The 25,471-nt window shown below is 54.3% G+C and carries 24 protein-coding genes; 21 read left to right on the top strand and 3 right to left on the bottom strand.

Going from position 1 to position 25,471, the window contains the following annotated elements; translation table 11 throughout:
- Window positions 1–222: 222 nt before the first annotated feature.
- From purE to NGM66_RS02210, 16 genes are all read left to right on the top strand, one after another.
- A complete protein-coding gene (purE, locus tag NGM66_RS02285; protein WP_208911014.1) occupies window positions 223–705 on the top strand; it encodes a 5-(carboxyamino)imidazole ribonucleotide mutase in 483 nt (160 codons plus the stop codon).
- Window positions 689–1,816, top strand: a complete 1,128-nt coding sequence (purK, locus tag NGM66_RS02280; protein ID WP_208909328.1) for a 5-(carboxyamino)imidazole ribonucleotide synthase — start codon at window positions 689–691, stop codon at window positions 1,814–1,816. The genes purE and purK overlap by 17 nt, the downstream gene beginning before the upstream one ends.
- A gap of 5 nt (window positions 1,817–1,821) precedes the next feature.
- Entirely contained in the window at window positions 1,822–2,559 is a 738-nt protein-coding gene (gene purC, locus NGM66_RS02275) for a phosphoribosylaminoimidazolesuccinocarboxamide synthase (protein ID WP_209280019.1), read from the top strand.
- Entirely contained in the window at window positions 2,546–2,803 is a 258-nt protein-coding gene (gene purS, locus NGM66_RS02270; RefSeq protein WP_208909329.1) for a phosphoribosylformylglycinamidine synthase subunit PurS, read from the top strand. The genes purC and purS overlap by 14 nt, the downstream gene beginning before the upstream one ends.
- Window positions 2,800–3,477: a phosphoribosylformylglycinamidine synthase subunit PurQ gene (purQ, locus tag NGM66_RS02265; protein ID WP_208909330.1), complete on the top strand. Its 678-nt coding sequence runs from the start codon at window positions 2,800–2,802 to the stop codon at window positions 3,475–3,477. The genes purS and purQ overlap by 4 nt, the downstream gene beginning before the upstream one ends.
- The gene (purL, locus tag NGM66_RS02260; protein ID WP_208909331.1) at window positions 3,470–5,698 is read left to right on the top strand and encodes a phosphoribosylformylglycinamidine synthase subunit PurL; all 2,229 of its coding nucleotides are present in this window, start codon (window positions 3,470–3,472) and stop codon (window positions 5,696–5,698) included. Before purQ ends, purL begins: the two co-directional genes overlap by 8 nt.
- Entirely contained in the window at window positions 5,674–7,110 is a 1,437-nt protein-coding gene (gene purF, locus NGM66_RS02255) for an amidophosphoribosyltransferase (protein WP_208909332.1), read from the top strand. Before purL ends, purF begins: the two co-directional genes overlap by 25 nt.
- An 18-nt stretch (window positions 7,111–7,128) precedes the next feature.
- Complete coding sequence (purM, locus tag NGM66_RS02250) at window positions 7,129–8,154, top strand: phosphoribosylformylglycinamidine cyclo-ligase (RefSeq protein ID WP_208909333.1); 1,026 nt, start codon at window positions 7,129–7,131, stop codon at window positions 8,152–8,154.
- Window positions 8,147–8,725, top strand: a complete 579-nt coding sequence (gene purN / locus NGM66_RS02245) for a phosphoribosylglycinamide formyltransferase (protein WP_208909334.1) — start codon at window positions 8,147–8,149, stop codon at window positions 8,723–8,725. Before purM ends, purN begins: the two co-directional genes overlap by 8 nt.
- Before the next feature lie 32 nt (window positions 8,726–8,757).
- Window positions 8,758–10,035 (top strand): phosphoribosylamine--glycine ligase, encoded by a 1,278-nt coding sequence (gene purD, locus NGM66_RS02240; protein WP_208911016.1) that lies wholly within the window; start codon window positions 8,758–8,760, stop codon window positions 10,033–10,035.
- A gap of 165 nt (window positions 10,036–10,200) precedes the next feature.
- Window positions 10,201–10,668, top strand: a complete 468-nt coding sequence (locus tag NGM66_RS02235) for an arginine repressor (protein WP_125577493.1) — start codon at window positions 10,201–10,203, stop codon at window positions 10,666–10,668.
- Between the two features lie 166 nt (window positions 10,669–10,834).
- Window positions 10,835–12,925: a PBP1A family penicillin-binding protein gene (locus tag NGM66_RS02230; RefSeq protein ID WP_208909335.1), complete on the top strand. Its 2,091-nt coding sequence runs from the start codon at window positions 10,835–10,837 to the stop codon at window positions 12,923–12,925.
- An 89-nt stretch (window positions 12,926–13,014) separates the two neighbouring features.
- Window positions 13,015–13,359 (top strand): YlbF family regulator, encoded by a 345-nt coding sequence (locus NGM66_RS02225; protein ID WP_208909336.1) that lies wholly within the window; start codon window positions 13,015–13,017, stop codon window positions 13,357–13,359.
- An 87-nt stretch (window positions 13,360–13,446) separates the two neighbouring features.
- The gene (locus tag NGM66_RS02220; RefSeq protein ID WP_208909337.1) at window positions 13,447–14,664 is read left to right on the top strand and encodes a metallophosphoesterase family protein; all 1,218 of its coding nucleotides are present in this window, start codon (window positions 13,447–13,449) and stop codon (window positions 14,662–14,664) included.
- Window positions 14,654–17,275: an ATP-binding protein gene (locus NGM66_RS02215; RefSeq protein ID WP_208909338.1), complete on the top strand. Its 2,622-nt coding sequence runs from the start codon at window positions 14,654–14,656 to the stop codon at window positions 17,273–17,275. The genes NGM66_RS02220 and NGM66_RS02215 overlap by 11 nt, the downstream gene beginning before the upstream one ends.
- A 10-nt stretch (window positions 17,276–17,285) precedes the next feature.
- A complete protein-coding gene (locus NGM66_RS02210; RefSeq protein ID WP_208909339.1) occupies window positions 17,286–18,263 on the top strand; it encodes a 3'-5' exoribonuclease YhaM family protein in 978 nt (325 codons plus the stop codon).
- Between the two features lie 110 nt (window positions 18,264–18,373).
- Here NGM66_RS02210 and NGM66_RS02205 read toward each other — a convergent pair whose 3' ends face one another.
- The 3 genes from NGM66_RS02205 to NGM66_RS02195 all read right to left on the bottom strand — a co-directional run bounded on the left by NGM66_RS02205 (window position 18,374) and on the right by NGM66_RS02195 (window position 20,186).
- A complete protein-coding gene (locus tag NGM66_RS02205) occupies window positions 18,374–19,291 on the bottom strand; it encodes a peptidylprolyl isomerase PrsA (RefSeq protein ID WP_208909340.1) in 918 nt (305 codons plus the stop codon).
- Window positions 19,292–19,403: 112 nt separating this feature from the next.
- Window positions 19,404–19,727, bottom strand: a complete 324-nt coding sequence (locus NGM66_RS02200) for a hypothetical protein (RefSeq protein WP_245155230.1) — start codon at window positions 19,725–19,727, stop codon at window positions 19,404–19,406.
- Window positions 19,728–20,186: an HIT family protein gene (locus NGM66_RS02195; protein ID WP_258115352.1), complete on the bottom strand. Its 459-nt coding sequence runs from the start codon at window positions 20,184–20,186 to the stop codon at window positions 19,728–19,730.
- A gap of 393 nt (window positions 20,187–20,579) precedes the next feature.
- Here NGM66_RS02195 and NGM66_RS02190 point away from each other — a divergent pair, with 393 nt between their 5' ends.
- From NGM66_RS02190 to NGM66_RS02170, 5 genes are all read left to right on the top strand, one after another.
- Entirely contained in the window at window positions 20,580–21,314 is a 735-nt protein-coding gene (locus NGM66_RS02190; RefSeq protein ID WP_208909342.1) for an ABC transporter ATP-binding protein, read from the top strand.
- Window positions 21,311–22,537 carry an ABC transporter permease gene (locus NGM66_RS02185; RefSeq protein WP_208909343.1) on the top strand — a complete coding sequence of 409 codons (1,227 nt, stop codon included), beginning with the start codon at window positions 21,311–21,313 and terminating at the stop codon, window positions 22,535–22,537. Before NGM66_RS02190 ends, NGM66_RS02185 begins: the two co-directional genes overlap by 4 nt.
- Before the next feature lie 61 nt (window positions 22,538–22,598).
- Window positions 22,599–23,390 (top strand): phosphotransferase family protein, encoded by a 792-nt coding sequence (locus tag NGM66_RS02180; protein WP_258115351.1) that lies wholly within the window; start codon window positions 22,599–22,601, stop codon window positions 23,388–23,390.
- Between the two features lie 66 nt (window positions 23,391–23,456).
- Window positions 23,457–24,104, top strand: coding sequence for a tRNA (guanosine(46)-N7)-methyltransferase TrmB (gene trmB, locus NGM66_RS02175; RefSeq protein ID WP_208909345.1), 648 nt, complete (start codon window positions 23,457–23,459; stop codon window positions 24,102–24,104).
- Between the two features lie 245 nt (window positions 24,105–24,349).
- Window positions 24,350–25,444 carry a competence protein CoiA gene (locus NGM66_RS02170; RefSeq protein WP_208909346.1) on the top strand — a complete coding sequence of 365 codons (1,095 nt, stop codon included), beginning with the start codon at window positions 24,350–24,352 and terminating at the stop codon, window positions 25,442–25,444.
- Window positions 25,445–25,471: the final 27 nt, after the last annotated feature.

The raw sequence follows: 25,471 nt of genomic DNA, 5'->3' as shown, positions 1-25,471 counted from the left end.
CGGGTATTGATTCAATTCCTAGTTTGAAAAAAATGAAATAATGTGTCGCTAGGAACAAGACTCGTGAGCCGTGGTAATCGCGACTGTTAGCCAATTCGTTCGTAAATAGCTTACCCATAAACCGTATATTAATATTTTTATAACCGATAAAGTTCTGGTTTTAATTGACACAGGTTAAGATTCTTGCTAAAATTGGCCTAAATTACGGGAAGAGGGATGATGATGACGAAGATTGCGGTAGTCATGGGGTCGATTTCGGATTGGCCGGTCATGCAGTTGGCCGTCCAGCAATTAGCTGATTTAGGAGTGACCTGTGAACGACGAATTATTTCCGCGCACCGGATGCCAGCGACGTTGCAAAGCTACGGGGAACAGGCCCGCGAACGGGGAATTCAGGTCATTATCGCTGGGGCTGGTGGGGCGGCCCATTTACCGGGGATGCTCGCAGCTAACACCGTTGTGCCGGTGATCGGGGTGCCAATGCAATCACAGGCGCTCAACGGACTAGATTCGTTGTTATCAATCGTCCAAATGCCGGCTGGCGTTCCGGTAGCCACCATGGCCATTGGGCGTGCCGGGGCTAAGAACGCGGCATTGATGGCCGCGCAAATCGTCGGCTTACAAGAGCCACAAATCCAACAAGCGCTACAAGACTTTCGTCAGGCGCAACAACGGGAGGCCCAGCAAAGTGAACAAGAACTCTGAGGTCATTTTACCGCCAGCAACGATTGGGATTGTGGGTGGTGGCCAGTTGGGGCGCATGCTCACGATCAGTGCCAAACAAATGGGGTATCGTGTGGGCATTTTAGACCCCACGACCGACTCCCCGGCGGGTCAGGTTGCTGACTTTCAAATCATTGCTGATTACCGTGATCAAGCGGCCTTACAAACACTGGCCCGCAAGTGTGCAGTCTTAACGTATGAATTTGAAAACGTTGATGAACAGGCGTTGCTAGCGGTCCAAACGCTGACCAGCTTACCACAAGGCGTGCAGTTACTACACATCACGGGGAATCGGCTACGGGAGAAACAGTTTCTAGCAGCGCTGGGTATCGCAGTGACACCCTTTGCACCGGTGCCCGACCAAGCGGCGTTACCCGCAGCCTTGGCTCAGGTGGGGACCCCGGCCATTTTAAAGACGGCGGCGGGCGGTTATGATGGGCACGGCCAGATGGACCTTGATGAGGCGACCTTGCCATTTGACGTCACGTCACTGACGACACATTCTTGTATCTTAGAAGCACGGCAGGTCTTCACTTGTGAGGTCGCCATGATGGTCGCTCGCAGTGCCAAGGGGGATGTGGTGACCTTTCCGCTGGTAGAAAATCAGCACCGCCATCACATTTTACACACGACACTGGCGCCGGCTCGAGTTGCCCCCGCAGTTCATCAGCAGGCCAAAGCCATGGCGACAAAGATTGCCACAGCCCTGGAATTGCGTGGCGTGTTGGGCATTGAATTCTTCGTGTTACCAAACGGTGAATTGCTGGTCAATGAACTGGCACCACGGCCGCATAACTCCGGGCATTACAGCATTGAGGCGTGCAACATTTCGCAATTTGAGGCCCACATCCGCAGCATCTGTGGGTTGCCGTTGCCCGAAATCGAACAATTGCGTCCGGCGGTGATGCGCAACCTCTTGGGTGAAGACCTCACCTTGGCCCGACAAGCGCTCACGACGCAACCGGACTGGCACTTCCATGATTACGGTAAGACGCAGATCAAGCCACAGCGAAAGATGGGCCATGTGACCTGTTTAACCGATGATTTTTCAGCGACACTCGTTGCATTCGCTAATTTGAAAGGGGACCACTGAACGTGATTGAAAAAGGGGAGTTATGTTACACCGGTAAGGCTAAGGCCATGTATGCAACCAACGATCCCGATGTGTTGTGGGTCGAATACTTGGACCAGGCGACAGCGCTGAATGGCAAACGAAAAGTGGCCATCGCCCAAAAGGGACTCTTGAACAATCGTATTTCCAGTCTGATCTTTCAGGACCTCGCCGCGCACGGGATTCCCAACCACTTTATCTCGCAAACCAGCGATTACGTCCAATTGGTCCGACGAGTGACCATGTTGCCGTTGGAGGTCGTGGTGCGTAATGCCGCGTCTGGTAGTTTTGAGCGCAAGTTTGGCGTGGCCCATTTGACCCGGTTGACGCCGCCCGTCTTGGAGTTCTTTTACAAGAGCGACCAGTTGGACGATCCCGCCATCAATGACTCACAGATCCACGCGTTAAAACTAGCCACACCGGCAACCTTAGCGGAAGTTCGGCGGCAGGCCTTACGCGTCAATCAGCGGCTAAGCGAGATTTTTGCAGAAATGGGCATTCAGCTGGTTGATTTCAAGCTTGAATTTGGCTTAACGGCGGCGGGGGAAGTCCTGTTGGCCGATGAGATTTCACCAGATAGTTGTCGGCTGGTCGATCAAGCGACCCACCGCTCACTGGATAAGGACGTCTTTCGGCATGATTTGGGAGAATTGACACCGGTATATCAAGAAGTCTTGAACCGCCTGGCAACAATTGAAGGGAGTGCCACGCATGTATCTCGTTAAGGTAACCGTCACGTACAAGCAATCCATCTTAGATCCCAAGGGAGAGGCTATCAATGATGCCTTACAACGTCTGGGGTACGGCAATGTCGAATCCGTTGAATTAGGGAAGTATTTTGAGTTGCGGGTAACCAAAAGCGACCGGCCCATCGCAGAGCAGGTAGCGGAAATGTGTGACCGATTACTGGCCAACGTCAATATGGAAACGTACCATTACGAAATCACAGAAATGGGGACACCAGCATGAAATTTGCCGTGATCGTTTTCCCGGGGTCCAATTGCGACGAGGATATGACCAACGCTTTACGCGACGTGTGTCACTGTCCCGCTGATCTGGTTCCCGCGACGGCCACGAGTTTGGCGGGCTACGATGCGGTGGTCTTACCAGGTGGGTTTTCGTATGGCGACTACCTGCGTAGTGGTGCCATTGCACGCTTTGCGCCCGTGATGACGGCGGTCAAGGCCTTTGCCACCGCGGGCCACCCGGTTTTGGGAATTTGCAATGGCTTTCAGATTCTCACGGAGGCGGGGCTTTTGCCCGGGGCGTTGCGCGCCAACCGGTCATCACAGTTTATTTGTCGATCCAGTCGGTTGGTCGTGCGCAATCCACATACGCAGTTCACCACGGCTTATGCGGCCCAACCAGCTATTCAGCTACCCATCGCGCATGGTGAGGGCAACTATTATTGTGATGAGGCGACCTTGGCAGATCTACGAGCCCACCACCAAATCGTGTTTGAATACGAGGACAATCCCAACGGTAGCATGGCGAATATTGCGGGAATTATGAATCGCCAAGGAAACGTGTTGGGAATGATGCCGCACCCTGAGCGGGCGGTGGAACAGCTACTCGGGTCCGTCGACGGACTAGGGATATTTGACTCACTCATTGCAAATTACCGGGAGGAAACGCATGCTTAAGACCAGCGCATTAACACCAGAAGAAGTCCAATCGCGTCGTGTGTACCGGGAATGGGGACTGACGGACGCGGAATATCAGCGGTTATGTGATCAAGTCCTCAAACGTTTGCCCACGCAGACCGAGGCCGGGTTATTCTCGGGGATGTGGAGTGAACACTGTTCGTATAAGAACTCCAAGCCTGTCTTGAAAAAGTTTTGGACGCAAGGGGACCAGGTGATTGCGGGTCCTGGCGAAGGTGCTGGCATTATCGATATTGGGGATGGCCAAGCCGTGGTCTTTAAGGCGGAGAGTCATAACCATCCCTCAGCCATCGAGCCTTATGAGGGCGCCGCAACCGGTGTGGGCGGTATTATCCGGGATATCTTTTCCATGGGAGCCAAGCCCGTCGCCATTTTAGATAGCCTGCGATTTGGCGAGCTGACGGAACCACATACCAAGTATCTGGTCTCACAAGTGGTGGCAGGAATTGGCGGCTACGGCAACTGTATCGGGATTCCCACGGTTGGTGGTGATACCGGCTTTGACGCTTGTTACCAGCATAATCCGCTGGTCAACGCCATGTGTGTCGGTATTTTGGATCAGGCCGATATGCAAAAGGGCCAAGCCACCGGCGTTGGGAACCGCATCATTTACGTGGGTGCTAAGACTGGTCGGGACGGCATTAGTGGTGCCTCGTTTGCCTCGGTCGAGTTCCGCGATGACCGGGAAAGCCAGCGTTCGGCAGTCCAAGTAGGCGATCCGTTTATGGAAAAGTTACTGATGGACGCGTGTTTGGAAGTCATTCACCAACATCGCGAGGTCCTAGTCGGCATTCAGGATATGGGAGCCGCCGGTCTGGTGTCCGCTTCAGCCGAAATGGCTTCTAAGGCCGGGAGTGGCTTGGAATTAGACTTGGATTTGGTTCCCCAGCGTGAAGCAGGGATGTCAGCCTTTGAGTTAATGTTATCGGAGTCGCAAGAACGCATGCTCCTGTGCGTCAAGGCGGGCGCGGAAGCTGAAATCACGGCTGTTTTTGCCCGTTACGGCTTGGACGCGGTTGCCATCGGAACCGTGACGACTGGTCATCAATATCGGTTATGGCATCATCATGAACTGGTGGCGGACGTGCCCGTCGACGCGTTGGCAACGGATGCACCCGTTTATCAGCGGGAAAGTCGCCAGCCTGCTCGGTTAGCGGACCAGGACGGCGAGCAATTCCGACCACAGATAACGGATGCGGAGGCGACGCTGAAACGCTTGTTGCAACAGCCGACCATTGCGTCTAAACGCGCCCTCTACCAGACGTATGATTCCCAGGTGCAGACCAATACGGTCGTTCAACCGGGTTCGGATGCGGCCGTGATTCGGCTTCGTCAGACGGATAAGGCCTTGGCTTTGACGACGGACGTGAATGGACGTTACCTCTACTTGAATCCCCGCGTGGGTGGTGAAATGGCGGTGGCCGAGGCGGCGCGAAACATTGTGGCGTCGGGCGCGCAACCACTGGGAATCACCGACTGCTTGAATTTTGGCAATCCGGAAAAGCCCGAACAATTTTATGAACTGGACGAAGCTGCACAAGGTATCAGTCGGGCCTGTCGTAAGTTGAACACGCCGGTGGTGTCAGGCAATGTGTCCTTGAACAATGAGTCGAATGGTCAGGCCATTTATCCCACGCCAATGATTGGCATGGTCGGCCTGATTCGCCGGCATCAAGACATCACAACACAAGACTTTAAGCAAGCGGGGGACCTGGTCTACGTGATTGGGGCAACGCAAGGCGACTTTAATGGGAGTGAACTCCAGAAGCTTTTGACGGGGGAAATCAGTGGTGCGCTGTTTGATTTTTCACTGACTATCGAAAAACAACATCAGGAACTTCTGTTGGCGGCAATCCAAGCTGGACTCGTGGCCAGTGCGCACGATGTATCCGAGGGTGGCCTGCTCACGGCCATTGCGGAGTCGTGCTTTGGCCATACCCTCGGCGTGACGTTAACGGCCGACTTGCCGACTGCCCACTTGTTTGCGGAAACACAATCACGCTTCGTAGTTTCCGTTACACCAGCCAATCAGGCGGCTTTCGAGACGCTCATGGGTACCGCCGCAACGTATTGGGGCCAGGTGACGGCGGATGATCACTTGCACGTACAAGCGACCGACCAGCTGGTCCAAGTTAGGGTCAGTGAAGCCAAGCAACTATGGGAGGAGGCGATACCGTGCCTACTGAAATCAAAGGACTAAATGAAGAATGTGGCGTCTTTGGTGTTTGGGGTGCGGCCAATGCGGCAACCCTGACATATTTTGGGTTGCATGCGCTACAACACCGCGGTCAAGAGGGGGCCGGAATCACGGCCAATGATTACGGGAGCCTGCAATCAGAACGGGGTCTAGGCTTATTGGCTGATGTCTTTCGGGATCCACGCCGATTGGCACGACTGACGGGGACGGCCGCGGTGGGTCACGTGCGTTACGCCACGGCCGGTAATCACGGCTTGGAAAATATTCAACCACTAGCCTTTAATTTCAGTGATGCCCAGTTTGCATTAGCACACAATGGCAATCTGACCAATGCACAGACGCTACGACGAGAATTAGAAGCAACCGGGGCCATCTTTCACGCCAGTTCGGATAGCGAGATCTTAATGCACCTGATTCGTCGGAGTACCGCATCGACGCTGGACGAACAGCTAAAAGTTGCCTTACGCCAGGTCCACGGCGGTTTTGCGTACCTCTTGTTGACGAATGACAGCTTGTACGCGGCGTTAGATCCCAATGGTTTACGACCACTAGTGATCGGTCAGCTACCTACTGGTGGCTACGTCGTCTGTAGCGAAACGTGTGCACTGGATACGGTGGGAGCCGAGTTCTTACGGGACGTTCATCCGGGTGAACTGGTCACTATCAACGACCAAGGCTTGCACATCGACCGGTATACGACCGAGACGCAGTTGGCCATCTGTGCGATGGAATTCATTTATTTTGCCCGACCAGACTCGAATATTTACGGGGTCAATATCCATTCGGCCAGGAAGCAAATGGGCCGGCAATTGGCTAGCGAACAGCCAGCAGACGCCGATATTGTCGTCGGCGTGCCCAATTCCTCACTCTCGGCGGCTTCCGGATATGCGGAAGCCAGCGGATTACCCTACGAAATGGGGTTAATCAAGAACCAATATTCCGCGCGGACGTTTATCCAACCGACTCAAGCCTTGCGTGAGCAGGGGGTTCGCATGAAGTTGTCAGCGGTGAAAGGTGTCGTGGCGGGGAAACGGGTAGTCTTGATCGATGATTCCATCGTACGTGGAACGACTAGTCGCCGTATCGTGAAGCTCTTGAAGGACGCGGGTGCCGCTGCGGTACATTTGCGGATTGCCTCGCCGCCATTGCGGTATCCTTGTTTCTACGGAATTGATATCCAGTCAACTAAGGAACTGATTGCGGCCCAGCAGACCATTGGTGAAATGCAGCGGACGCTGGGGGCTGACTCCTTGGCCTTTTTAAGCGAACGTGGGGTCATTGATGCCGTGGGCTTGTCCACAACGGCGCCGTATGGCGGGTTGTGTATGGCTTACTTTAACGGCGATTACCCAACGCCGCTCTACGATTATCAAGCAGAATATGATGCTGAGGCACAAGCTAATCAACAGTCATGAAAGAAAAGAGGTGGGGTAATGAGTGACGCGTATAAGAAAGCCGGTGTCGATCTGACTGCCGGGTACGACGCCTTAAAGACCGTAAAACAATTAAGTGGTAATGACCAGCTAGGCGCGTTTGGCGGCCTGTTTCCCCTAGCCAATCAGGATCTCACAGCGGACCCCGTGTTAGTGGCGGGCAGCGATGGCGTGGGGACCAAGTTGTTGGTGGCCATTGCGGCGCACCAACACGCGACGATTGGCGTCGATTTAGTGGCGATGTGCGTCAATGATGTCCTGGCCCAGGGCGCGCAACCGCTATTTTTCTTAGATTATTTGGGCCTTGGTAAGACTGAGTCTGCCCGGGTCCAAGCCATCTTGACCGGCGTGGTCAGTGGGTGCCGCCAAGCGGGTGCGCAATTGATTGGCGGCGAGACTGCGGAAATGCCCGACATGTATGCGCAAGACCATTATGACTTGGCGGGATTTGCGGTCGGCATTGCCAATCGGCGAGACCTGTTGACGCCAGCCAATGTTCGTCCCGGCGACGTGTTGATTGGCCTACCGTCGAACGGCTTGCACGCCAACGGTTTCAGCTTGGTGCGAGACATCCTGTTTAAACAGCACGATTTTTCTCTGACCGACGTCTTACCTGAACTGGGACATTCACTCCAAGAGGAACTATTGCGGCCAACGCGCATTTACGTCAACAGTGTCCTACCGCTATTGGCTCAACAACACGTGGCCAGCATCGCCCACATTACGGGCGGCGGTCTGATTGAAAATGTCGCCCGTGCGCTACCGAAAGGATTGTGCGCGGAATTAACGGTCGGGAGTTGGCCCGTTCCAGCCATTATGTCGTTACTCGGACAGCTGGGGCAGCTAACCCCACAAGACTTGCGGGAGACCTTTAACTTGGGCCTCGGTATGGTACTAGTGGTGCATCCCGAACATTTAGCCGCGACGTTGCACCAACTAGCTGCGGTTGATCAGCCCGCCTATCAGGTTGGTCAGGTAGTGACTGGGACGACGCCGGTGGTCTTCAAGGAGGTCGCGCATGGTTAAACGCTTGGCCGTCTTTGCGTCGGGTAACGGGACCAATTTCACCGCGTTGTGGCAGGCCATCCAAGACCGACAGTTACCAGCCAGCATCGTCTTACTGGTCTGTGATCACGCCGATGCACCCGTGTTGCAACGTGCCGCGGCCGTTCAGGTGCCGGTGTTTTGTGTTGATTTTAAGGCGTATCCCGATAAGGCTAGTGCCGAGACTGCCATCTTAACGCAGCTCCGCGCGGCTCAAGTCACGGCCATCTTATTGGCGGGATACATGCGCCTGATTGGCCCGACGCTGTTGGCTGCCTACCCGCACCACATTGTCAATTTGCATCCGGCACTGTTGCCCCATTTTCCTGGGCGGCACAGCATTGTGGATGCCTTGGCTGCTGGGGCAACAACCACTGGCGTCACGATTCATTTTGTGGATGCCGGGATTGATACGGGGCAGGTCATTGATCAGCGGACGGTCGCCATCTTACCTACGGATACGTATGACACGTTAGCGCCGCGCATTCACGCGGTTGAACATCAATTTTACGCGGACACATTACAGCAATTGTTAGCACAGCAGCGCATTTAAGCGCCAGTCGATGACAAGAAAGTAGGGATATGATGGCAAAAGTCTTGATTGTAGGTAGTGGCGGACGCGAACACGCCATTGGGCGGGCCATGCTGGCCAGTCCACAGGTGACGGCAGTTTATTGTGCCCCTGGTAACCCGGGAATGACCTTGTCAGGTATCCAAACCGTGGCGATTGCGGAAACGGACTTCGCAGGGCTGGTCGCCTTTGTACACCAGGCGGCGATTGCCTTGACCTTTGTGGGCCCCGAAGCACCGTTAGCGGCGGGAATCGTTGACTACTTCGAAGCCGAAGACCTGCCCGTATTTGGCGCCAATCAAGCAGTGGCCCAGTTGGAGAGCTCCAAGGTCTTTGCGAAGGCGTTCATGCACCGTCACCAGATTCCCACGGCGGGGTACGCCGTTTTTCATGACGCCACAACCGCGCTGACCCATAGCCAACAGGCCCCGCTCCCTCAGGTGATCAAGGTCGATGGCTTGGCGGCCGGCAAAGGGGTCACCGTGGCACAAACGCAAACGGCCGCTACTACGGCAATTACCGCGGCATTTGCGATCACGGATACCGTCCTGATTGAAGATTTCATGGGCGGTTTTGAATTCTCCCAAATGGTGTTGGTCGGTGGCGATAAATTTTGTCTGTTGCCGACCGCGCAAGACCATAAGCGATTGCGCGACGCCGAAAAGGGGCCGAATACTGGGGGGATGGGGGCCTATTCGCCGGTTCCACAAATCACGCCCGTCATTCGCCAACAGATGATTGACCAGGTTATCTTACCCACGATTAATGGTCTTAAAGCAGATGGGTTGACGCTAAATGGCGTCATCTACGTGGGCGGTATTCTCACGTCCAAGGGAATTCAAGTGATCGAGTACAACTTGCGGTTAGGCGACCCGGAGACACAGATTCTGTTGCCACAATTGCGCGGGGATTTTTACCAGGTTATTGTCGACTTATTGCATCACCAACAACCCACGTTGACCTGGCAGACGACGGCCACCTACTTAGGAGTGGTCTTAGCGGCGCCGGGCTATCCCGAACACGCGCAAATAGGGGTTGCGGTTCCCACGTTACCCACGGCCGATTACGCCAGTGTCAGTGGCACGCCGCAGCACTTGGTCAGCGCTGGTGGGCGGGTGATGATGGTTATCGCCCACGGCGCGACCCTGGTGGCGGCTCAACAACAGGCCTATGCGCAATTGGGACAGCTGGCCACGGGCCAACTCCAATTCCGGCACGACATCGGCTGGCAAGGCCTACAAGCGATGCCGCCAAAAATGTCGCCCGCGGATGGCCCAGCCAGTGAGGCGTAAGCCGCTGCGTTAGGTGACTTACCTGATCTCGGTAAAATGAGGCAAGGGTCTTTGCGTTCAAAACGAATATTTGGTACACTTGCTTTATAAATATGCAGAGGCATGTGGCTTAAATCCGGATCCTTTGCTATACTTAATGCAATTTTATGCGGGAGGGCCGTCGCCATGAAAAAAAGTATTCGCCAAGCGCGCATTGAGCAACTCATTAATCAGTACCCGATTGGAACGCAAGAAGAATTGATGGAACATTTGGAAGAAGTGGGTATTCAAGCGACTCAGGCCACCATCTCCCGTGATATTCGCGAAATGCAGATCGTTAAGGCGCAGGATGGCCACGGCCACTTGCGCTACACCATCTTTAAGGCGGGCAACCGCAGTGAAGAAGAACACTTGCGAGAAACCATTAACGAAGTCGTGACGGGATTAACGCGGGTCGAGTTTGTGAATATTTTGAAAACGCTGCCGAGTAACGGCAATCTGCTGGCCGCCATCTTTGATGATTTGAACTTGCCGGAGATTGCTGGGACCTTAGCGGGACACGATACGATCTTTATCATCAGTCCCAGTGCCGAGGTGGCAGAAAAGTTGCACGATGAGATTGCCGGTGAGATGAATCCGGAAATCGTACATTAATAGGTAGCGTGAACGTGGCGGACGCGGTCGGTAATCAACGACTGGGTCCGCTTTTTCGGGTAGCCGCGCGGTTAAGGGTTATTAAAGATTCAGTGGAAATGTGGTGTGACGGCTGGACTATGCTAAAATAGGTCTAATACAATTGAGATAAGAAGAGGCTATTTCTATGAATAACCAAGAACCTAATCAGAATTTTTGGTCAGGCTTCAAAGCCCACTTCAAACGCTTCTGGCGGCGATACCAACTGACCCGTTGGTTGATCGTGGTTGTCTTGACCATCGTCTTAGTGGGGAGTGGTTACCTGACGTTTATGGCGAAGACCGCCAACGTGGGGGATTTGAAGGCCGCGCTGGAGAACCCAACGCAAATTTATGACCGTAGTAATAAAAAGGCGGGGACCCTGTATTCGCAAAAAGGGACCTACGTGGCGTTACGAAAGATTTCGCCCAACGTCCAAAGTGCCGTGATCTCCACGGAAGACCGGAATTTTTACCACGAATATGGTTTCTCGGTAAAAGGTTTTGGGCGGGCGTTTTTCCTGTACGCGAAGAATAAACTGTTGCGGAAAAACTACATCAGTGGTGGGGGCAGTACGTTGACCCAGCAACTGGTGAAGAACGCGTATCTGACGCAAGAGCAAACGTTCACGCGGAAATTTAAAGAGTTGTTCCTATCAATTGAAGTCGAAAATGTCTACAGCAAGAAGGATATTTTGTCCATGTACCTGAACAACGCCTACTTCGGCAACGGGGTTTGGGGGGTGCAGGATGCGGCCGAGCGGTACTTTGGCAAGGACGCCGCTGATTTGACCGTTCCGGAATCGGCGACCTTGGCGGGGATGTTGACCTCACCGAGTGCTTACAATCCGGTGGATCATCCCCAAGCGTCGCGGTCACGCCGTAACGTGGTCTTGGACTTGATGGCTGAGACTGGCGCCATTTCCAGTGGTCAGGCCAAGCAGTATCAGGCGACCGCGATGACGACCAACGACGCCTACAATTACAAGAACACGTATAAGTACCCGTACTTCTTTGATGCCGTCATCAACGAGGCCGTCAGCAAGTATGGGTTGACCGAATCCGAAATCATGAACAAGGGGTACAAGATCTACACGACCCTGGATCAGGCCAACCAGACGCAAATGCAGACGCTGTTTAAGAACCCAAGTTACTTCCCGGCCAATGCGGCTGACGGGACCAAGGTTCAGGCAGCCTCAATCGCGATCGATCCGGACACGGGTGGCGTAGAAGCCGTCGTCGGTGGACGGGGCAAGCACGTTTTCCGGGGCTACAACCGGGCAACGCAGATGCAGCGACAACCGGGGTCGACCATCAAGCCACTGTCGGTATACACGCCGGCACTGGAAAATGGCTATTACTATGACTCCGAATTGACGGATAAGAAGAAATCCTACGGGACCAATCACTATTCACCGAACAACTATGGCAACCAGTACAGCGGCAAGGTGCCGATGTACCAGGCGTTGGCACAAAGTAAGAACGCACCGGCCGTGTGGTTATTGAACAAGATTGGTGTCGACAAAGGGTACGAGTCGGTGAAGAAGTTCGGCCTACCCGTGACCAAGTCGGATAAGAACCTGGCTCTGGCTTTGGGTGGATTGAAGACTGGGGTCTCGCCGCAACAACTGGCCCAGGCCTACACGGCGTTTGCCAACAACGGGACCATGTCCTCAGCCCATTACATTCGTAAGATCGTGGATGCGTCGGGCAACGTGGTCGTTGACACCTCAGATAGTAAGGCCAAGACGACCAAGGTCATGTCCAGCAAGACCGCTAAGCAGATGACCAGCATGATGATGGGCGTCTTCAACTACGGAACTGGGGTCAGCGCCAAGCCGTATGGCTACACGATTGCCGGTAAGACCGGGAGTACCGAAGCCGATGGTGATTCCGATGCGACCCGGGATAAATGGATCGTCGGTTACACGCCAGACGTGGTGGTGGCGACCTGGGAAGGCTTTGACAACACCAGCAGCAAGCACCATTTGGAAAACGTCAGTGGCACTGGCGAAGGTCCCCTGTATCAAGCTGAAATGCAAGGCATCCTGCCCAATACCAAGGGTACCGCGTTCAACACCAAGGATGCCTCGACCATTGCCAAGGCGGCCAACAACAATAGCGGCACCGACGCTACCGATATCTGGGATTCCGTACAAAAAGGCATCGACAATGCTGGCAAATCGTTTAACAACGCGGCCAACACGGTCAAGTCCTGGTGGAATTCCATCATGAATTAGCCAAATGTGGGTGGGATGAAAGCGCCTAACATGGTACAATAGACTTTGTATTGTAAATGGGCGTCAAAACCCACTGAGGAGGAAATGACATGGCCGACAAAATGGCAGAATTGGGCGAACAAGTAACCCAAGCACTCAAAGATTCAGAACAATTTCAAGCACTGCAATCAGCATTCAACGAAATGAAGGCTGACACCGACACCTACAAGTTGTTTAAGGACTTCCAAAAGATTCAATTGGACCTGCAACAAAAGCAGATGTCTGGCCAACAATTAACGGACGACGAAATGAAGCACGCCCGTGAAGTGGCCGACCAAGTCGGGAAGATCGATTCTATCAAGAACTTGATGGAAGCAGAACGTGGGGTCAACTCTATGTTAAACCAATTAAACAAAACGATTACGCAACCCATTCAAGATATTTACGCGGGTTAAGGATTTGTTGATCGTCGGCGCAACCACTCATTTTGGTGAGGTCGGTGCGCCGGCGTTTTTTTTATTAAAAAGATGAGGGGGATTATCATGAAATTTATTCACGCGGCAGACTTGCATTTAGATAGTCCTTTTCTGGGACTGACGGGTCTACCCAGCAATCTATTGGCCAGCGTGCGCCAATCGACCTTTACGGCGGCGACCCAGGTCTTTGACCAGGCACTGGCCCAGCAGGTGGACTTCGTAGTCTTGGCTGGCGACCTCTTTGACCGTGCGGAACAAAGCGTTACGGCCCAGGCCTACTTGTTTCAGCAGTTCGACCGCCTGAACCAGGCCCAGATTCCGGTCATTGTTAGCTTTGGCAATCACGATTACCTGGCTGACCAGCACCAAACGGTCGCTTACCCAGCTAACGTGACGGTACTGGGCAGCACGGTGACGACGAAGACCCTGACCTTGCGCGACGGTGAGACCGTGGCCATCAGCGGGTTCAGTTACCCGCAACGGTGGGTACCGACTGATCCGCTCCCGGACTTTCCGGTGCACGCGGCCACGGATTGGCACATTGGCATGCTTCACGGCGCCGTGGCCACAGGCAGTGATGATCACTATGCCCCCTTTACCGTGGCGGACCTGTTAAGCAAGCGCTACGACTACTGGGCACTCGGCCACATTCATCACCGGCAAGTCCTCAACCAGCAGCCACCGATCCTGTACGCGGGCAACACGCAGGGACGTGCCATCAACGAGACCGGCGAGAAGGGCGCTTACCTGGTGACCAGTGATCACGGGCAATTGCACCCACAGTTCTTTGACACGGCGGCCATCCTGTGGGCCACGGCGACGTTGGATGTCCAGGGTACTACGTCACTCACGGCATTGGGCACGCAATTGACAGCCTGGTTGGCGGCCCAACCGGCCGAAACCCCAACACTCACGGCGTTGACGGTGACTCATTTGGCGTTAGCACCTGGCGACCTGGCCAGCTTACGGCAAGGGGAGTGGCTACAGCTGTACCTGCGGACCCACGCCCGCCAGTTGAAGGCGGCCCAACGCTACCTCGTGGCACTGACACCGGCAATCCCGGCCCAGCCACTAGCCGCCCCGCAGTTGGATCAACAGTACTGGGACCAGGGGGCCGACACGGTTTTCACACCGGAAAATCTACAGACGACCTTTGGCAAATTGGCACAGGAACCAGCCCTCGCGGCGTGGTTCGCCAATCAAAATAGACCAGCAGAACTACAGCAACAGGCCGAACAAATGCTAGCCGAACTCATGGGAGAGGAGGACCACGATGCATCTTAACCGATTAACGATCTATGGATTTGGCCATTTTCACGATCGGACGTTTGACCTCTCCGCTGGTCTCAACTTTTTATTGGGGGCCAATGAGGCGGGCAAATCGACTCTGACCCAATTCATCACGGCCATCTTCTTTGGCTTCCCGACCAAGAAGCACCCCGCCTTGCGGTATGAACCACTGGATGGCAGCCGGTTTGGCGGGGAGATTGCGTTTACCCAAGCCGGAATCGATTACTTGGTCAGCCGCACCGATGGGCCACACGGCGGCAAGGTCACGTTGCGGGATACCAGTCACGACTTGGACTTGCCGGCCGCCAATCTGGCACGACTCCTGGCGCCGGTGGATGGCCAACTCTTCGCGAGCGTTTACGCCATCAATGAACCGCGGCTGGGGACCGTGTTTTCGGCTTCCAAGCAAGAATTGATCGACCGCCTACGTCACGTGGGCGCAGTGGGGAGCGACTTTTGGCTCCAACAGGCTCATCACCTGGAACAAGCGGCCGAGTCGCAATACAAGCCGCAGGGGCGCAATCCACAATTAAATCAGCAGCTGCGCGAACACCGCGAGCTCACGGCCAAATTGGCTAAGGCGGACGCTGCCTACGAAACCTACTGGCAACTCTTACAGCAACAGCAAACGCTACGCCACACCCAGGCAGCCACGCAGCAGGCACTGGCACATCAGCGGGCCGTCACGGCACAATTGACGCAACAAGCCGCGTTGTGGGCGACCTATACCGAGTGGCAACGGCTAGGAGCCGATGATCAGGTCACCGCCAGTGGGTTTACTCCCGATGATGCGACACGCTTGGAACAGCTACGTGGGCAGGTCACGGCGAGCGGCCAAACGTTGGCCCAGGATCAACAACACCTCCAACAGCTCCAACAGGAATCTCAGCTACCACCGTTATTCCAAGATTACTTGCCAGTGGCGAGTCAGGTCGACCCTCTGTTGGCCCAACTGCCCGCCATTACGCAGGCGGACCAGGACCAACAGCGTTTGGCGGCCAGTCAGCGTGACCTAGAATCACGTGCGGCGGCGTTGGAGCACCAATACGCCACCCAGGGCCAAATGCCGCGACCATTTTCGTTGGCCACGACTCAACAGGTCAGCGCCTTACAGGAACGCTTGACGGCGGCCAATCTGAAACGCCGGCGCCTCCAACAACAATTGAATCAACTGAACGAGCGGTTCCAGCGTGAACAGCCGACGCGTCGCCAGCAAAAGAATCCGTTGGCCGACAAGCAGATCGTTTGGCTGGCAATTGGGCTGGTCGTCTTGGTGGGGTCGATGTTTCTGCCCGGTACTCTGTTCAAGTTAGTCGGGGCCCTGTTCGGCGTGGCCGTTGGGTATTATGGCGTGTTTCTGGTGGACAGCAGTACGCCCGCCAGCCGCGAATTGGAAACGTTGACGGCAGACATCCGCGACAGTCAGGCGCAGCTACGAGAGGGTGGCCAGCTGGTCGATGAGTTGAACAACCAGTTAGACGCCATCGCGTCCGCCCGTGGCTTGGGTGATTTGCCGGTGGCCCAGTGGTCGGCAGCCCAGGCGGCAATCGGCGAATGGGAGCGGCTGATCCAGCAGTTAGAGACTACGGGACAGCAGTTGACCAAGGCCCAACAGACCGTCGCCACCTACCTGGCCGCCGTGACGCAGGCGTTGCCGGCAGTGGCCGGGGATGACCTGGCGACGATTCAGCCGCAACTGGCACAACTACAGACGCTCAAGCAATCGCTGCGGCACCAAGAGGGCGACCTGGCGAGCACCACGGCGCGTCTTCAGGCGGATCAAACAGCCGTCGATCAAGCGCGCCAGCAGCTCACCACCTTTCTTAGTACTCGCAATCTGCGCAGCGTTGAGGCGTTTTATCAGCGCTACCAGACGCAGCGAGAGCAGACCAACCGCCAGCAACAACGGACGGCCTTGGCGGAACAGTTGGGCACGAATTTAACGGCCTTACGGCAGGTCGCCGATCACGCGACACTGACGGATCAGCTGACCCAAGCACAGGCGCAACAAGCGGCTACGCAACAGCAGCTGGACCACACGACGACGCAACTGGCGACGCTAGCGGGGCAACTCGACCATTTGACGGCCAGTGGAACCCAGGCGACGTTACGGCAAAAACTGGCGAACTTGGAGACGCAAATGGTGGCCACGACGCAGGATTGGTTGGTCAAACGCCTGACCAGTCAGTGGATCGCGGCGACCTTGGCGGCGGCTTCGGGGGACCGGTTGCCCCAAATCGTCGCCCAGGCCAGCAATTATTATGGCAAATTGACGGAAAACCGGTATACTGAAATTGAACTGACAGCGACCACGTTACGCGTTCGACGGCACGATGGCGACTGGCGCGACGTGGGCCAACTTTCGCGGGGGACCGCCGAACAATTGGACTTGGCAGTCAAGCTGGCCTTTGCGGTGGTTATGAACCAGCAGGTCAAGATGCCCCTGGTGATCGACGACGGCTTCGTCAACTTCGATGCCCAGCGGCGGCAGGCGGCTTATGCGTTGTTAGCAGAAATTAGTCAAACGTTACAGGTTATTTTCTTAACAGCAGATTCGACCGTTGAACAGTTGACGACGGGGAATTTGATTCGATTGCATGAATAGGAGGGCTAACATGGCGGCAGCAAAACAATTATTAGATTACGGTGTCGATGAGGCGGTTGACCTCTTCGTGTTGTTAAAGTCGGCGGATGTCCGCACGGCGAAGAATGGCAAGCAATACATTGCCCTGGTCTTTGAGGACCAGTCGGGGGAGATCTCCGGCAAATACTGGGACGCCTCACCGGATGATATTGACAACTACGTGGCTGGACGCGTCGTGCATTTGCAAGGGAAACGGGAAAATTACCAGACGCATCCGCAAATCAAAATTTTCCATCTGCGTTTGACCCATCCGGGGGAGCCCAATGATCCCAACAGCTTCATCGAACAAGCCCCCATGTCGCGGGCGGCGATGGAAGAGTACATCACCCAAACGGTTTTTGAGATCACGCAGCCGACCTGGAACCGGTTGGTCCGCAAATTGCTTCAAGAATACGCGGACAAGTTCTACACTTATCCCGCGGCTAAAAGCAATCACCATGCCTTTCAGGGTGGGTTAGCGTACCACACGATTTCAATTTTGAAATTAGCCCATTCAGTGGTCAAACAGTATCCGGACCTGAACGCACCATTATTGTTCGCCGGTGCCATCCTGCACGACTTGGGCAAGACGATTGAGCTGTCGGGGCCTAAGTCCACGGTCTACACGCTGGCGGGTAATCTGATCGGCCACATCGTCTTGATCGATGGGGAACTGGTCCGGGCCTGTGACGCGTTGAAATTAGATCCGCAGGCTGAAGACGTGTTGTTACTGCGGCACATGATTTTGAGCCATCACGGGTTGCTGGAATACGGCTCACCCGTCCGGCCGGCATTGCGGGAGGCCGACGTCTTACATCAATTAGACGAATTGGACGCCTCCATCATGATGTTGGACACGGTCGTGGAACACACGGCGCCGGGCGAATTCTCCGAGCGGGTCTTTGCCTTGGACGGCCGGCGTTTCTACCGACCAACGACGACCACACCCCAGCCACCAACAACGGATTAGCGAAAATAGGGGACATAACGAAAGCCTGCTGACGATTTACGTTGGCAGGCTTTTACTAGAGCCAAAAAAGCACCGACCCCAACAGGCCGGTGCTTTCAGAAACGTATTTATTACTTAGATGAAGACGAGCTCTTAGAACTTGAGCTAGTTGACAGGTAGTCGGAAAGGATGTTCTTCAAGTCGTTATCCTTGATAGAAACGTTACCCTTCTTCAAGACCTTGGCAACCACGTTGTGCAGAACGGTACTATCGTTCATGTCGTTGTCGATGATCTGCTTCGTCAATTCAGCCTTGTGTTCCTTGATCGTGCCCTTACCAGGGTTCTTCAACATCAAGATGACGTGGTAACCGTATTGCGTCTTAACAGGCGTAGCGGTGTATTCGTCAGTTGACAACTTGAAGGCAGCCTTCTTAAAGGTTGAGTCCAGGGAGGTGTCCGTGCTATCAAAGGCACTCAACTTACCACCCTTGTTCTTAGTCGCCGTATCAGTCGAGTACTTCTTAGCCAACTTCGTGAATTCGCTAGTCAAGTCGCTCTTCTTGGTATCCTTCAAATCACTGATGACCTTTTGGGCAGTGGCTTTCTTAGAAACTAAGATGTGAGCCACAGTGACCTTAGGTTCGTAGCTCTTGAATTGCTTCTTGAGTTGCGCGTCAGTAACCGTGACGTTGTCCTTAACAGCTTCCTTCAACAGTAAGTTCGAACGAATTTCAGTCTTTAAGCTGGATTCCGTCATCCCACTTTGGGAAAGAACGCTCTTGAATGATGAACCGTATTGTGATTTGTAGGTGTTGAATTGCTTGTTGACAGCGGACTTACTTACCTTGCTGCCGTATTGCTTTTCCAAGACCTTGTTCAAGATCATTTGTTGCAAGACTTGCTTACCAGAAGAGGTACCCTTTAAACTGCTGTAGTACGCACTTTCGGTAATCTTACCACCATTAGTAGTGGCAACGGTTTGGCTGCCACAACCGGCAAGCGTTACGGTCAGTAACAAGCCAGCAAAGGCGATAAACCATTTCTTCATATTCCTCAACACATCCATTCATCAAAATTGGTGCAAGCACCATACTTGCATATCATAACACAAATAGTGGCAAACCCAAAAAGGTCAGCAAAGCTTTACAAAAAGTTCAAAATTAATCGGTATTTTGCCGATCGAGCACTTCTTGAATGGCTGACAGACGGGGAGCAGTTTTAAACGCAAACTTGTCCACTTCCGTTTGAATATCATCCAAAACGGGTTGGGCCGCGGTGAGCGCGGTAGACAGTTTAGCGGCTTTTTGCGTCACGTTATTTTTAGCGTCACGCACGTCGGTCAGTTGCTTGGTGGTGTGGGTGACCTGCTGCTTGACGCGGTTGCCCCAGGTGACGGGGTCCTGTTCAGTCAGTGTTAGGTAAGCCACCAAACCAACGCCTACCCCGAGGGCAGTGCCGGCGAGAAAACGACCAAGTCCCATCATTTACCCCTCCAATTGTGCCTTGATCTTAGCCTGAATGGCTGAGTAGGCTTCCGGCGTGTAGTTGTCAGAATTGTCCTTGAAAATCATCTTGAAGTCATCGTGGTCCGTGTAGCGCGGTACCAGGTGAATGTGAGAGTGGAAAACGGATTGGTAGGCCACTTGCCCGTTGTTGTTTAAAATGTTCATGCCTTTGATTGCCGGGTCAGAATCTTTCACTGCTCGAGCAATTTTGGGAATCCGAGAGAACACAGCGGCGGCCAAATCGGCGTCGTAAGCGAAGATGTCCTTGACGTGGGTCTTGGGAATCACCAGCGTGTGGCCGGGCGTCCCTTGCGAGATGTCCAAAAAGGCCTTGACGATGTTGTCTTCGTAAACCGTGTAGCTGGGAATTTCGCCAGTCAAAATTTTGCAGAAAACACAGTCGTCAGCGTAGTGTGGTTCGAGGGTCATTTGATCCATGAAAACTCCTTCTTTCGGTTCAATTTCATCTATTATACACCACCACAGCGACCAGTTCATCTGTCACTGTTAATTGATGATGCACGTTGACCACTAGAACGGTAAAGAACAATGGTTGCGTCAACCAGAGGAAAACAGGCCCAGTCTGAGCGGCGGGATTCTCCTCGATTTGAATCATTGTAGTCCCGCCAGTTTCTAAAGTCGTTTGGCTGATACCACTAGCTGCGAGAAAATTGCTACCGCAGCCTAGACTTTCACGTAACGGTAAGGCGGCAAGGAGGAATAATCCAAGTAATGGTACCGCCTGAACCAGCACCCACAAGATAACAGCGAACCCACTGCCACCTATGGTATAATGGAGCGGTTAATTTAAAGGAAATGAAGGGATGTTTAATGGCTTTAGAAGTCAGCCATGTTGTGGGAGGGTACTCCCAAATTCCCGTCTTAAAAGATATCAGTTTTGACGTTAAAGACGGTGAACTCGTGGGTCTGATCGGGTTGAACGGGGCCGGGAAATCGACGACCATCAACCACGTCATCGGCCTGCTCACACCACATAAAGGCAAAATCAGTATCAACGGCGTTACGATCGACCAGGATAGTCAGGCGTACAAGCAACAGATTGCCTATATCCCTGAAACGCCAGTGCTTTACCAGGAACTCACGCTGCGTGAGCATTTGGAAATGACCATGATGGCCTATGACCTGGACCAAAAGGTGGCCTGGGACAAAGCCCACGATCTTCTAAAGACGTTCCGGTTGGCCAACAAATTGGATTGGTTCCCCGCCAACTTCTCCAAGGGGATGAAGCAAAAGGTCATGATCGTCTGTGCCTTTTTGACCAACGCCAAGTTATTTATCATTGATGAGCCGTTCTTGGGTCTGGACCCATTGGCCGTCAACGACCTGTTGAACTTGATCGAGCAACGCAAGCAGACGGGGGCCAGCATCTTGATGTCGACGCACGTCTTGGATACGGCCCAACGGTACTGTGACCGCTTCGTGCTGTTGCACGACGGTCAGGTCAAGACTGAAGGGACCCTCAGCGAGTTGCAAGCCGCTCTTCCGGAAGCGGGGGAATCGCTGAATGATATTTACCTTTCAATGACGAAGGTCGACCGCGCATGACGGACCTATTTAAGACCCGACTGCAGCGCCATCTCCGGGAAATGGCCAAGTATTTGCGGTTGGTGTTCAATGATTTTTTCGTCTTCGCGTTGCTGTTCTTCTTGGGGGGCCTGGGTTGGGGCTACTCCAATGTGTTGAAATCACTGAAAAGTGGCCTCTGGTGGGCGCCGTTCGTGGCGCTGCTGGTCTTAGTCATCGTTGCGCAGATCGGTCGGTTCGCCACGTTGATTGAGGATGCCGATCGGGTCTTCTTGTTGCCACGCGAACGGGCGATGCACGCCTATTTGGTGGCAGCTCGGCGTTATAGCCAGTTCTTAGCCCAATGTACGCAGCTGATTGCCTTGTTCATCTTGGCACCGTTTCTCAGCGTCGCGCTGGGCTGGACGTTGCCGCAGGTGCTGGTCTTGGCCGTATCCCAGGTCGTCTTGAAGGATAGCCTGTTACGACTGGACCTCGCCAGCGTCTATCAGATTACCGGGCAACGACGGATGAACCAGTGGCCATTCAAATGGTTGCTGGCCATCGTGGTGGTTGCCAGTGGGGTTTGGCTGAGTCCTTACGTGGCGCTGATTCTAGCGCTAGTCGCCGATGTTGCCGTGGCCGTGTGGGAACGCCAACACTGGCAGATTCAGCAGATTCGGTGGCGAGAACAGATCAAGATCGAAGATAACCGGATGCTGGGCATCTATCGCTTCTTCAACATGTTTACCGAAGTGCCGATGGTCTCTGGGACAATCAAACGGCGGCGGTATCTGGACTGGTTATTCAAGGGCATCAAACGCACGCACAGCCAGACGTATCTGTACCTATTCAGTCGCGGCATGGTGCGGGGCACCGACTTTAGCGGGTTGGTGGTGCGTCTGACCGTGATTGGGATGTTACTCCTGTACTTCGTGCGTGGCCAATGGTTGCCCGTGATCTTAGCGGCATTGTTCATCTACCTGATTGGCTTTCAACTGTTGCCGTTCTTCCAGCAATACGACGACGTGGTCTTCACGCACGTCTATCCGGTCTTGCCGGCATTACGGCTCAAGAGTTTCGTCAAGCTGGTCACGCTGATTTTGAGTACCACGGCGCTCCTGCTATGGGTGGTCGTCGTGATTGCCAATCCGCAGATCATGACTGCCGGCATCACGCTGGTCGTCGAGGTCATCGAAGTTTGGTACCTGGCCAGAATCTACACGCCGCACCGGTTAGCGCGGGCGGATAAAAATAAGGCTTGACGTGGCCGCCATTTCCCCATAGAATTAATATTAGCTGACAAATCGAGGAGGGGTGGCACGCATGGCACTGGATTTTAGTGACGGTTGGAGCTTGTATCCGCTGGGCGGTAATACGGGCACGGCTTATATGGGCACCAAGGCGTCAGAAAAAGTGTTCTTAAAACAAAACGCGTCACCGTTTCTAGCAGCGCTCTCCATGGAGGGCATCACACCGCGGCTCGTCTGGACCAAACGGTTGGCGACCGGCGACGTGATGACGGCGCAGGAATGGCTAAACGGCCGCACACTGCAGCGTAGTGAAATGCGCGAGCAGCGGGTCGCCCGGTTGATTCACCGGGTCCATCATTCCCACTTGCTGCATGATATGTTATTAAAAGTCGGCGGACGATTTACCACGCCCGCCCAGTTGTTAACCCGCTTACAGCCAGCCCTAGCCGCTGACTTACGCCAGCATCCGCTGATCCAATCGGCGTTTGCGACGTTACAAAGCGAGCAACCACAACTGCCCAAGACGCACTATGAAGTTTGTCATGGTGATTTAAACCATAAGAATTGGTTGTTATCCGACCGCCAACGGCTGTACCTGGTCGATTGGGATGCCGCGACCTTTGCGGACCCTGCCTTTGATCTGGGGGCCTTGCTGTGCGAATACGTGCCATTGGAAGAATGGCAGCGTTGGTTACAGGACTATGGTGAGACGACGACGGCTGATTTGACCGCGCGGGTGAATTGGTATGCCCGGGTCCACTGTCTCAGTGTGATTGCGGAAAGTTTTCACCAACAGCGTTTTCAATTAATGAACCAACACTTAATTTTACTAGAGAAACTGACGCGAGAGTCAGTCACTGATTAGAACAACGTCGGCGGGAGCGGGGGTGAACCTTGCGCCCGCCGTTGTGATTAGAGGAGGAATTTTACCATGCGTGTGCGTAATAAACCGTGGGCCAAGGACTACGTGGCCGAACATCCCGACAAAATGGTCGAGCAACCGGAGGCCTTGATGGGCAACTGGCAAAGCCGCTTTCCGAGCGAACAGCCACTGTTTGTGGAAATCGGGACGGGGAAGGGTCAGTTCATCGTGGAAATGGCTCGGCAACATCCTGACCGTAACTTTATCGGGATTGAGATCCAATTTTCCGTAATTGCGGCGGCGTTGAAAAAGGTCGTGACCAGTGAATTGACCAACATTCAACTGGTCCACACGGATGGCGAGGCCATCAATACGTTCTTTGCGGCCGGCGAAGTGGCGGGCCTGTACCTGAACTTCTCTGATCCGTGGCCGAAGAAGCGCCATACCAAACGCCGCTTGACGTCACCCGTGTTCTTAGCCCATTACGCCGACGTCTTACAGCCAGAAGGGTCCCTGCAATTCAAGACCGATAACCGAGGCTTGTTCGAATACTCCCTGGGGAGCCTGAACAACTTCGGCATGGTCTTCGATGGTGTCTGGTTGGACCTGCACGCCGCAACGGATGGCGTCGAGGATATCCAGACGGAGTATGAGCAAAAGTTCTCCGCCAAGGGACCGATTTACCAGGTGATCGCACACTTCCCGACTGAAAAGTAAGGTTGGGGTAGTTTCTTGGTGTGACTGACCGATGCTGGTCGCTGTTCAAAATTGATAAAAATTCGAGTCTGGCGGATCTGCCAGGCTCTTTTTTTACAATCTTTTGCGGTCATGGCGGCCATCGCTGGATCCATATTTACCAACCAACTAGCCTGCCAGGGTCAACGCAGCTAGTAAAATTTTTGCCCGCAATTTAAAATAATCTCGCCTCGGTTACGGAGTTGTTCTGTAAAGGGGGAGTGACGATGTTGATTGCCAAGCTTGAATCGGCGTTGGTGGATGCCAAGAATGCGCAACGGAGTGGGAGTTACGTGTGTCCGGCGTGTGGGCACCGTGTCGTGTTGCATCGCGGGACCCGGGTCCAGCCGTACTTTGCCCATCGCCCCGCGGCACCCTGTACCTTTCCAGGGGAGGGCGAGACGGCCCAGCATGTGATGGGCAAACGCCAACTGGCCGCCTTCTTTGCGGACTGGGGGACCGTGACCTTGGAGCGCGTCTTACCAACGATTCAGCAACGGGCCGACTGTTGGATCGCGCATCAGCCCCGCGCGATTGCCCTGGAATTTCAGTGCAGTCCCATCAGTCGTGAGGATGTGGCGGCTCGCACGCAGGGGTATCGGGACGTGGGGGCGTATCCGTTTTGGTTATTGGGCAAACGCTATGCGCAGCAGCGGCTAGGCTGGCGTCTGATCGACCGCTTTGCGGGATGGTTGAAGGGATGGGGATTGTGCCTACTCTTCTGGGATGTGGACCGGCAACAGGTGCGCGTTGACCACCACATTTGCCAAGCCGCGACAGGCGAGTATCAGTGCCAACAGACCTGGGTAGGGTCCCTGGCGGCGTTGGTGCAAGGACCTCACCGGCGGCAGTGGTGGCCCGAACCGAACTTGGCCCGGTTTCGCTGGGAACTGGACCGGGATTTGCGGCGTTCCTCAGACACGTTGAAACCCTTGCAGACGGCGGTTTATTTGACCGGCCACCATCTAGCGGGCTTTCCGGAAAGCCTGGTGACCACACAGGTGACGCCGCCACTATTTGGGCGGGGCGTGCTCCTGTGGCGCATCGTGGTGGCGGCTTGGCTATTTGAACACGTGCTTTTTTCGTTTGCCACGGCCCAACGCTTGGGCGAGGAAGCGTTCCGGCTAGTCGGTGGGGCGACCGCGGCTGTGCGGTTTCAGGTGCCCCTGGTGGTGACTCACGCACTGGAGACGCTGTTGACCGATCTGGTGACAGCCCGGTTTTTAAAACGAGAGACCAATGGCTGGCGGGTAATGGCCCAACCGCAGTGGGCGGCGGATTATACCGCTTGGTTAGAAAATGATGAGAAAAAGTTGGGCTGATTTGCCATCTTGCCAGGTTAAAGTGGT

The sequence above is a fragment of the Levilactobacillus yiduensis genome, from assembly GCF_024718525.1.
In the GTDB taxonomy this organism is placed as follows: Bacteria; Bacillota; Bacilli; order Lactobacillales; family Lactobacillaceae; genus Levilactobacillus; species Levilactobacillus yiduensis.
The sequence above is the reverse complement of the archived record's forward strand: the minus strand, read 5'-3'. Positions and strand labels throughout refer to the sequence as shown.

Bases quoted from the DNA above. Each gene is read 5' to 3' on its own strand.
- purE (WP_208911014.1), top strand. From the start codon at position 223: ATGACGAAGATTGCGGTAGTCATGGGGTCGATTTCGGATTGGCCGGTC.
- purS (WP_208909329.1), top strand. From the start codon at position 2,546: ATGTATCTCGTTAAGGTAACCGTCACGTACAAGCAATCCATCTTAGAT.
- purQ (WP_208909330.1), top strand. From the start codon at position 2,800: ATGAAATTTGCCGTGATCGTTTTCCCGGGGTCCAATTGCGACGAGGAT.
- purL (WP_208909331.1), top strand. From the start codon at position 3,470: ATGCTTAAGACCAGCGCATTAACACCAGAAGAAGTCCAATCGCGTCGT.
- purM (WP_208909333.1), top strand. From the start codon at position 7,129: ATGAGTGACGCGTATAAGAAAGCCGGTGTCGATCTGACTGCCGGGTAC.
- purN (WP_208909334.1), top strand. From the start codon at position 8,147: ATGGTTAAACGCTTGGCCGTCTTTGCGTCGGGTAACGGGACCAATTTC.
- purD (WP_208911016.1), top strand. From the start codon at position 8,758: ATGGCAAAAGTCTTGATTGTAGGTAGTGGCGGACGCGAACACGCCATT.
- NGM66_RS02235 (WP_125577493.1), top strand. From the start codon at position 10,201: ATGAAAAAAAGTATTCGCCAAGCGCGCATTGAGCAACTCATTAATCAG.
- NGM66_RS02230 (WP_208909335.1), top strand. From the start codon at position 10,835: ATGAATAACCAAGAACCTAATCAGAATTTTTGGTCAGGCTTCAAAGCC.
- NGM66_RS02225 (WP_208909336.1), top strand. From the start codon at position 13,015: ATGGCCGACAAAATGGCAGAATTGGGCGAACAAGTAACCCAAGCACTC.
- NGM66_RS02220 (WP_208909337.1), top strand. From the start codon at position 13,447: ATGAAATTTATTCACGCGGCAGACTTGCATTTAGATAGTCCTTTTCTG.
- NGM66_RS02215 (WP_208909338.1), top strand. From the start codon at position 14,654: ATGCATCTTAACCGATTAACGATCTATGGATTTGGCCATTTTCACGAT.
- NGM66_RS02210 (WP_208909339.1), top strand. From the start codon at position 17,286: ATGGCGGCAGCAAAACAATTATTAGATTACGGTGTCGATGAGGCGGTT.
- NGM66_RS02205 (WP_208909340.1), bottom strand. From the start codon at position 19,291: ATGAAGAAATGGTTTATCGCCTTTGCTGGCTTGTTACTGACCGTAACG.
- NGM66_RS02200 (WP_245155230.1), bottom strand. From the start codon at position 19,727: ATGATGGGACTTGGTCGTTTTCTCGCCGGCACTGCCCTCGGGGTAGGC.
- NGM66_RS02195 (WP_258115352.1), bottom strand. From the start codon at position 20,186: ATGGATCAAATGACCCTCGAACCACACTACGCTGACGACTGTGTTTTC.
- NGM66_RS02190 (WP_208909342.1), top strand. From the start codon at position 20,580: ATGGCTTTAGAAGTCAGCCATGTTGTGGGAGGGTACTCCCAAATTCCC.
- NGM66_RS02185 (WP_208909343.1), top strand. From the start codon at position 21,311: ATGACGGACCTATTTAAGACCCGACTGCAGCGCCATCTCCGGGAAATG.
- NGM66_RS02180 (WP_258115351.1), top strand. From the start codon at position 22,599: ATGGCACTGGATTTTAGTGACGGTTGGAGCTTGTATCCGCTGGGCGGT.
- trmB (WP_208909345.1), top strand. From the start codon at position 23,457: ATGCGTGTGCGTAATAAACCGTGGGCCAAGGACTACGTGGCCGAACAT.
- NGM66_RS02170 (WP_208909346.1), top strand. From the start codon at position 24,350: ATGTTGATTGCCAAGCTTGAATCGGCGTTGGTGGATGCCAAGAATGCG.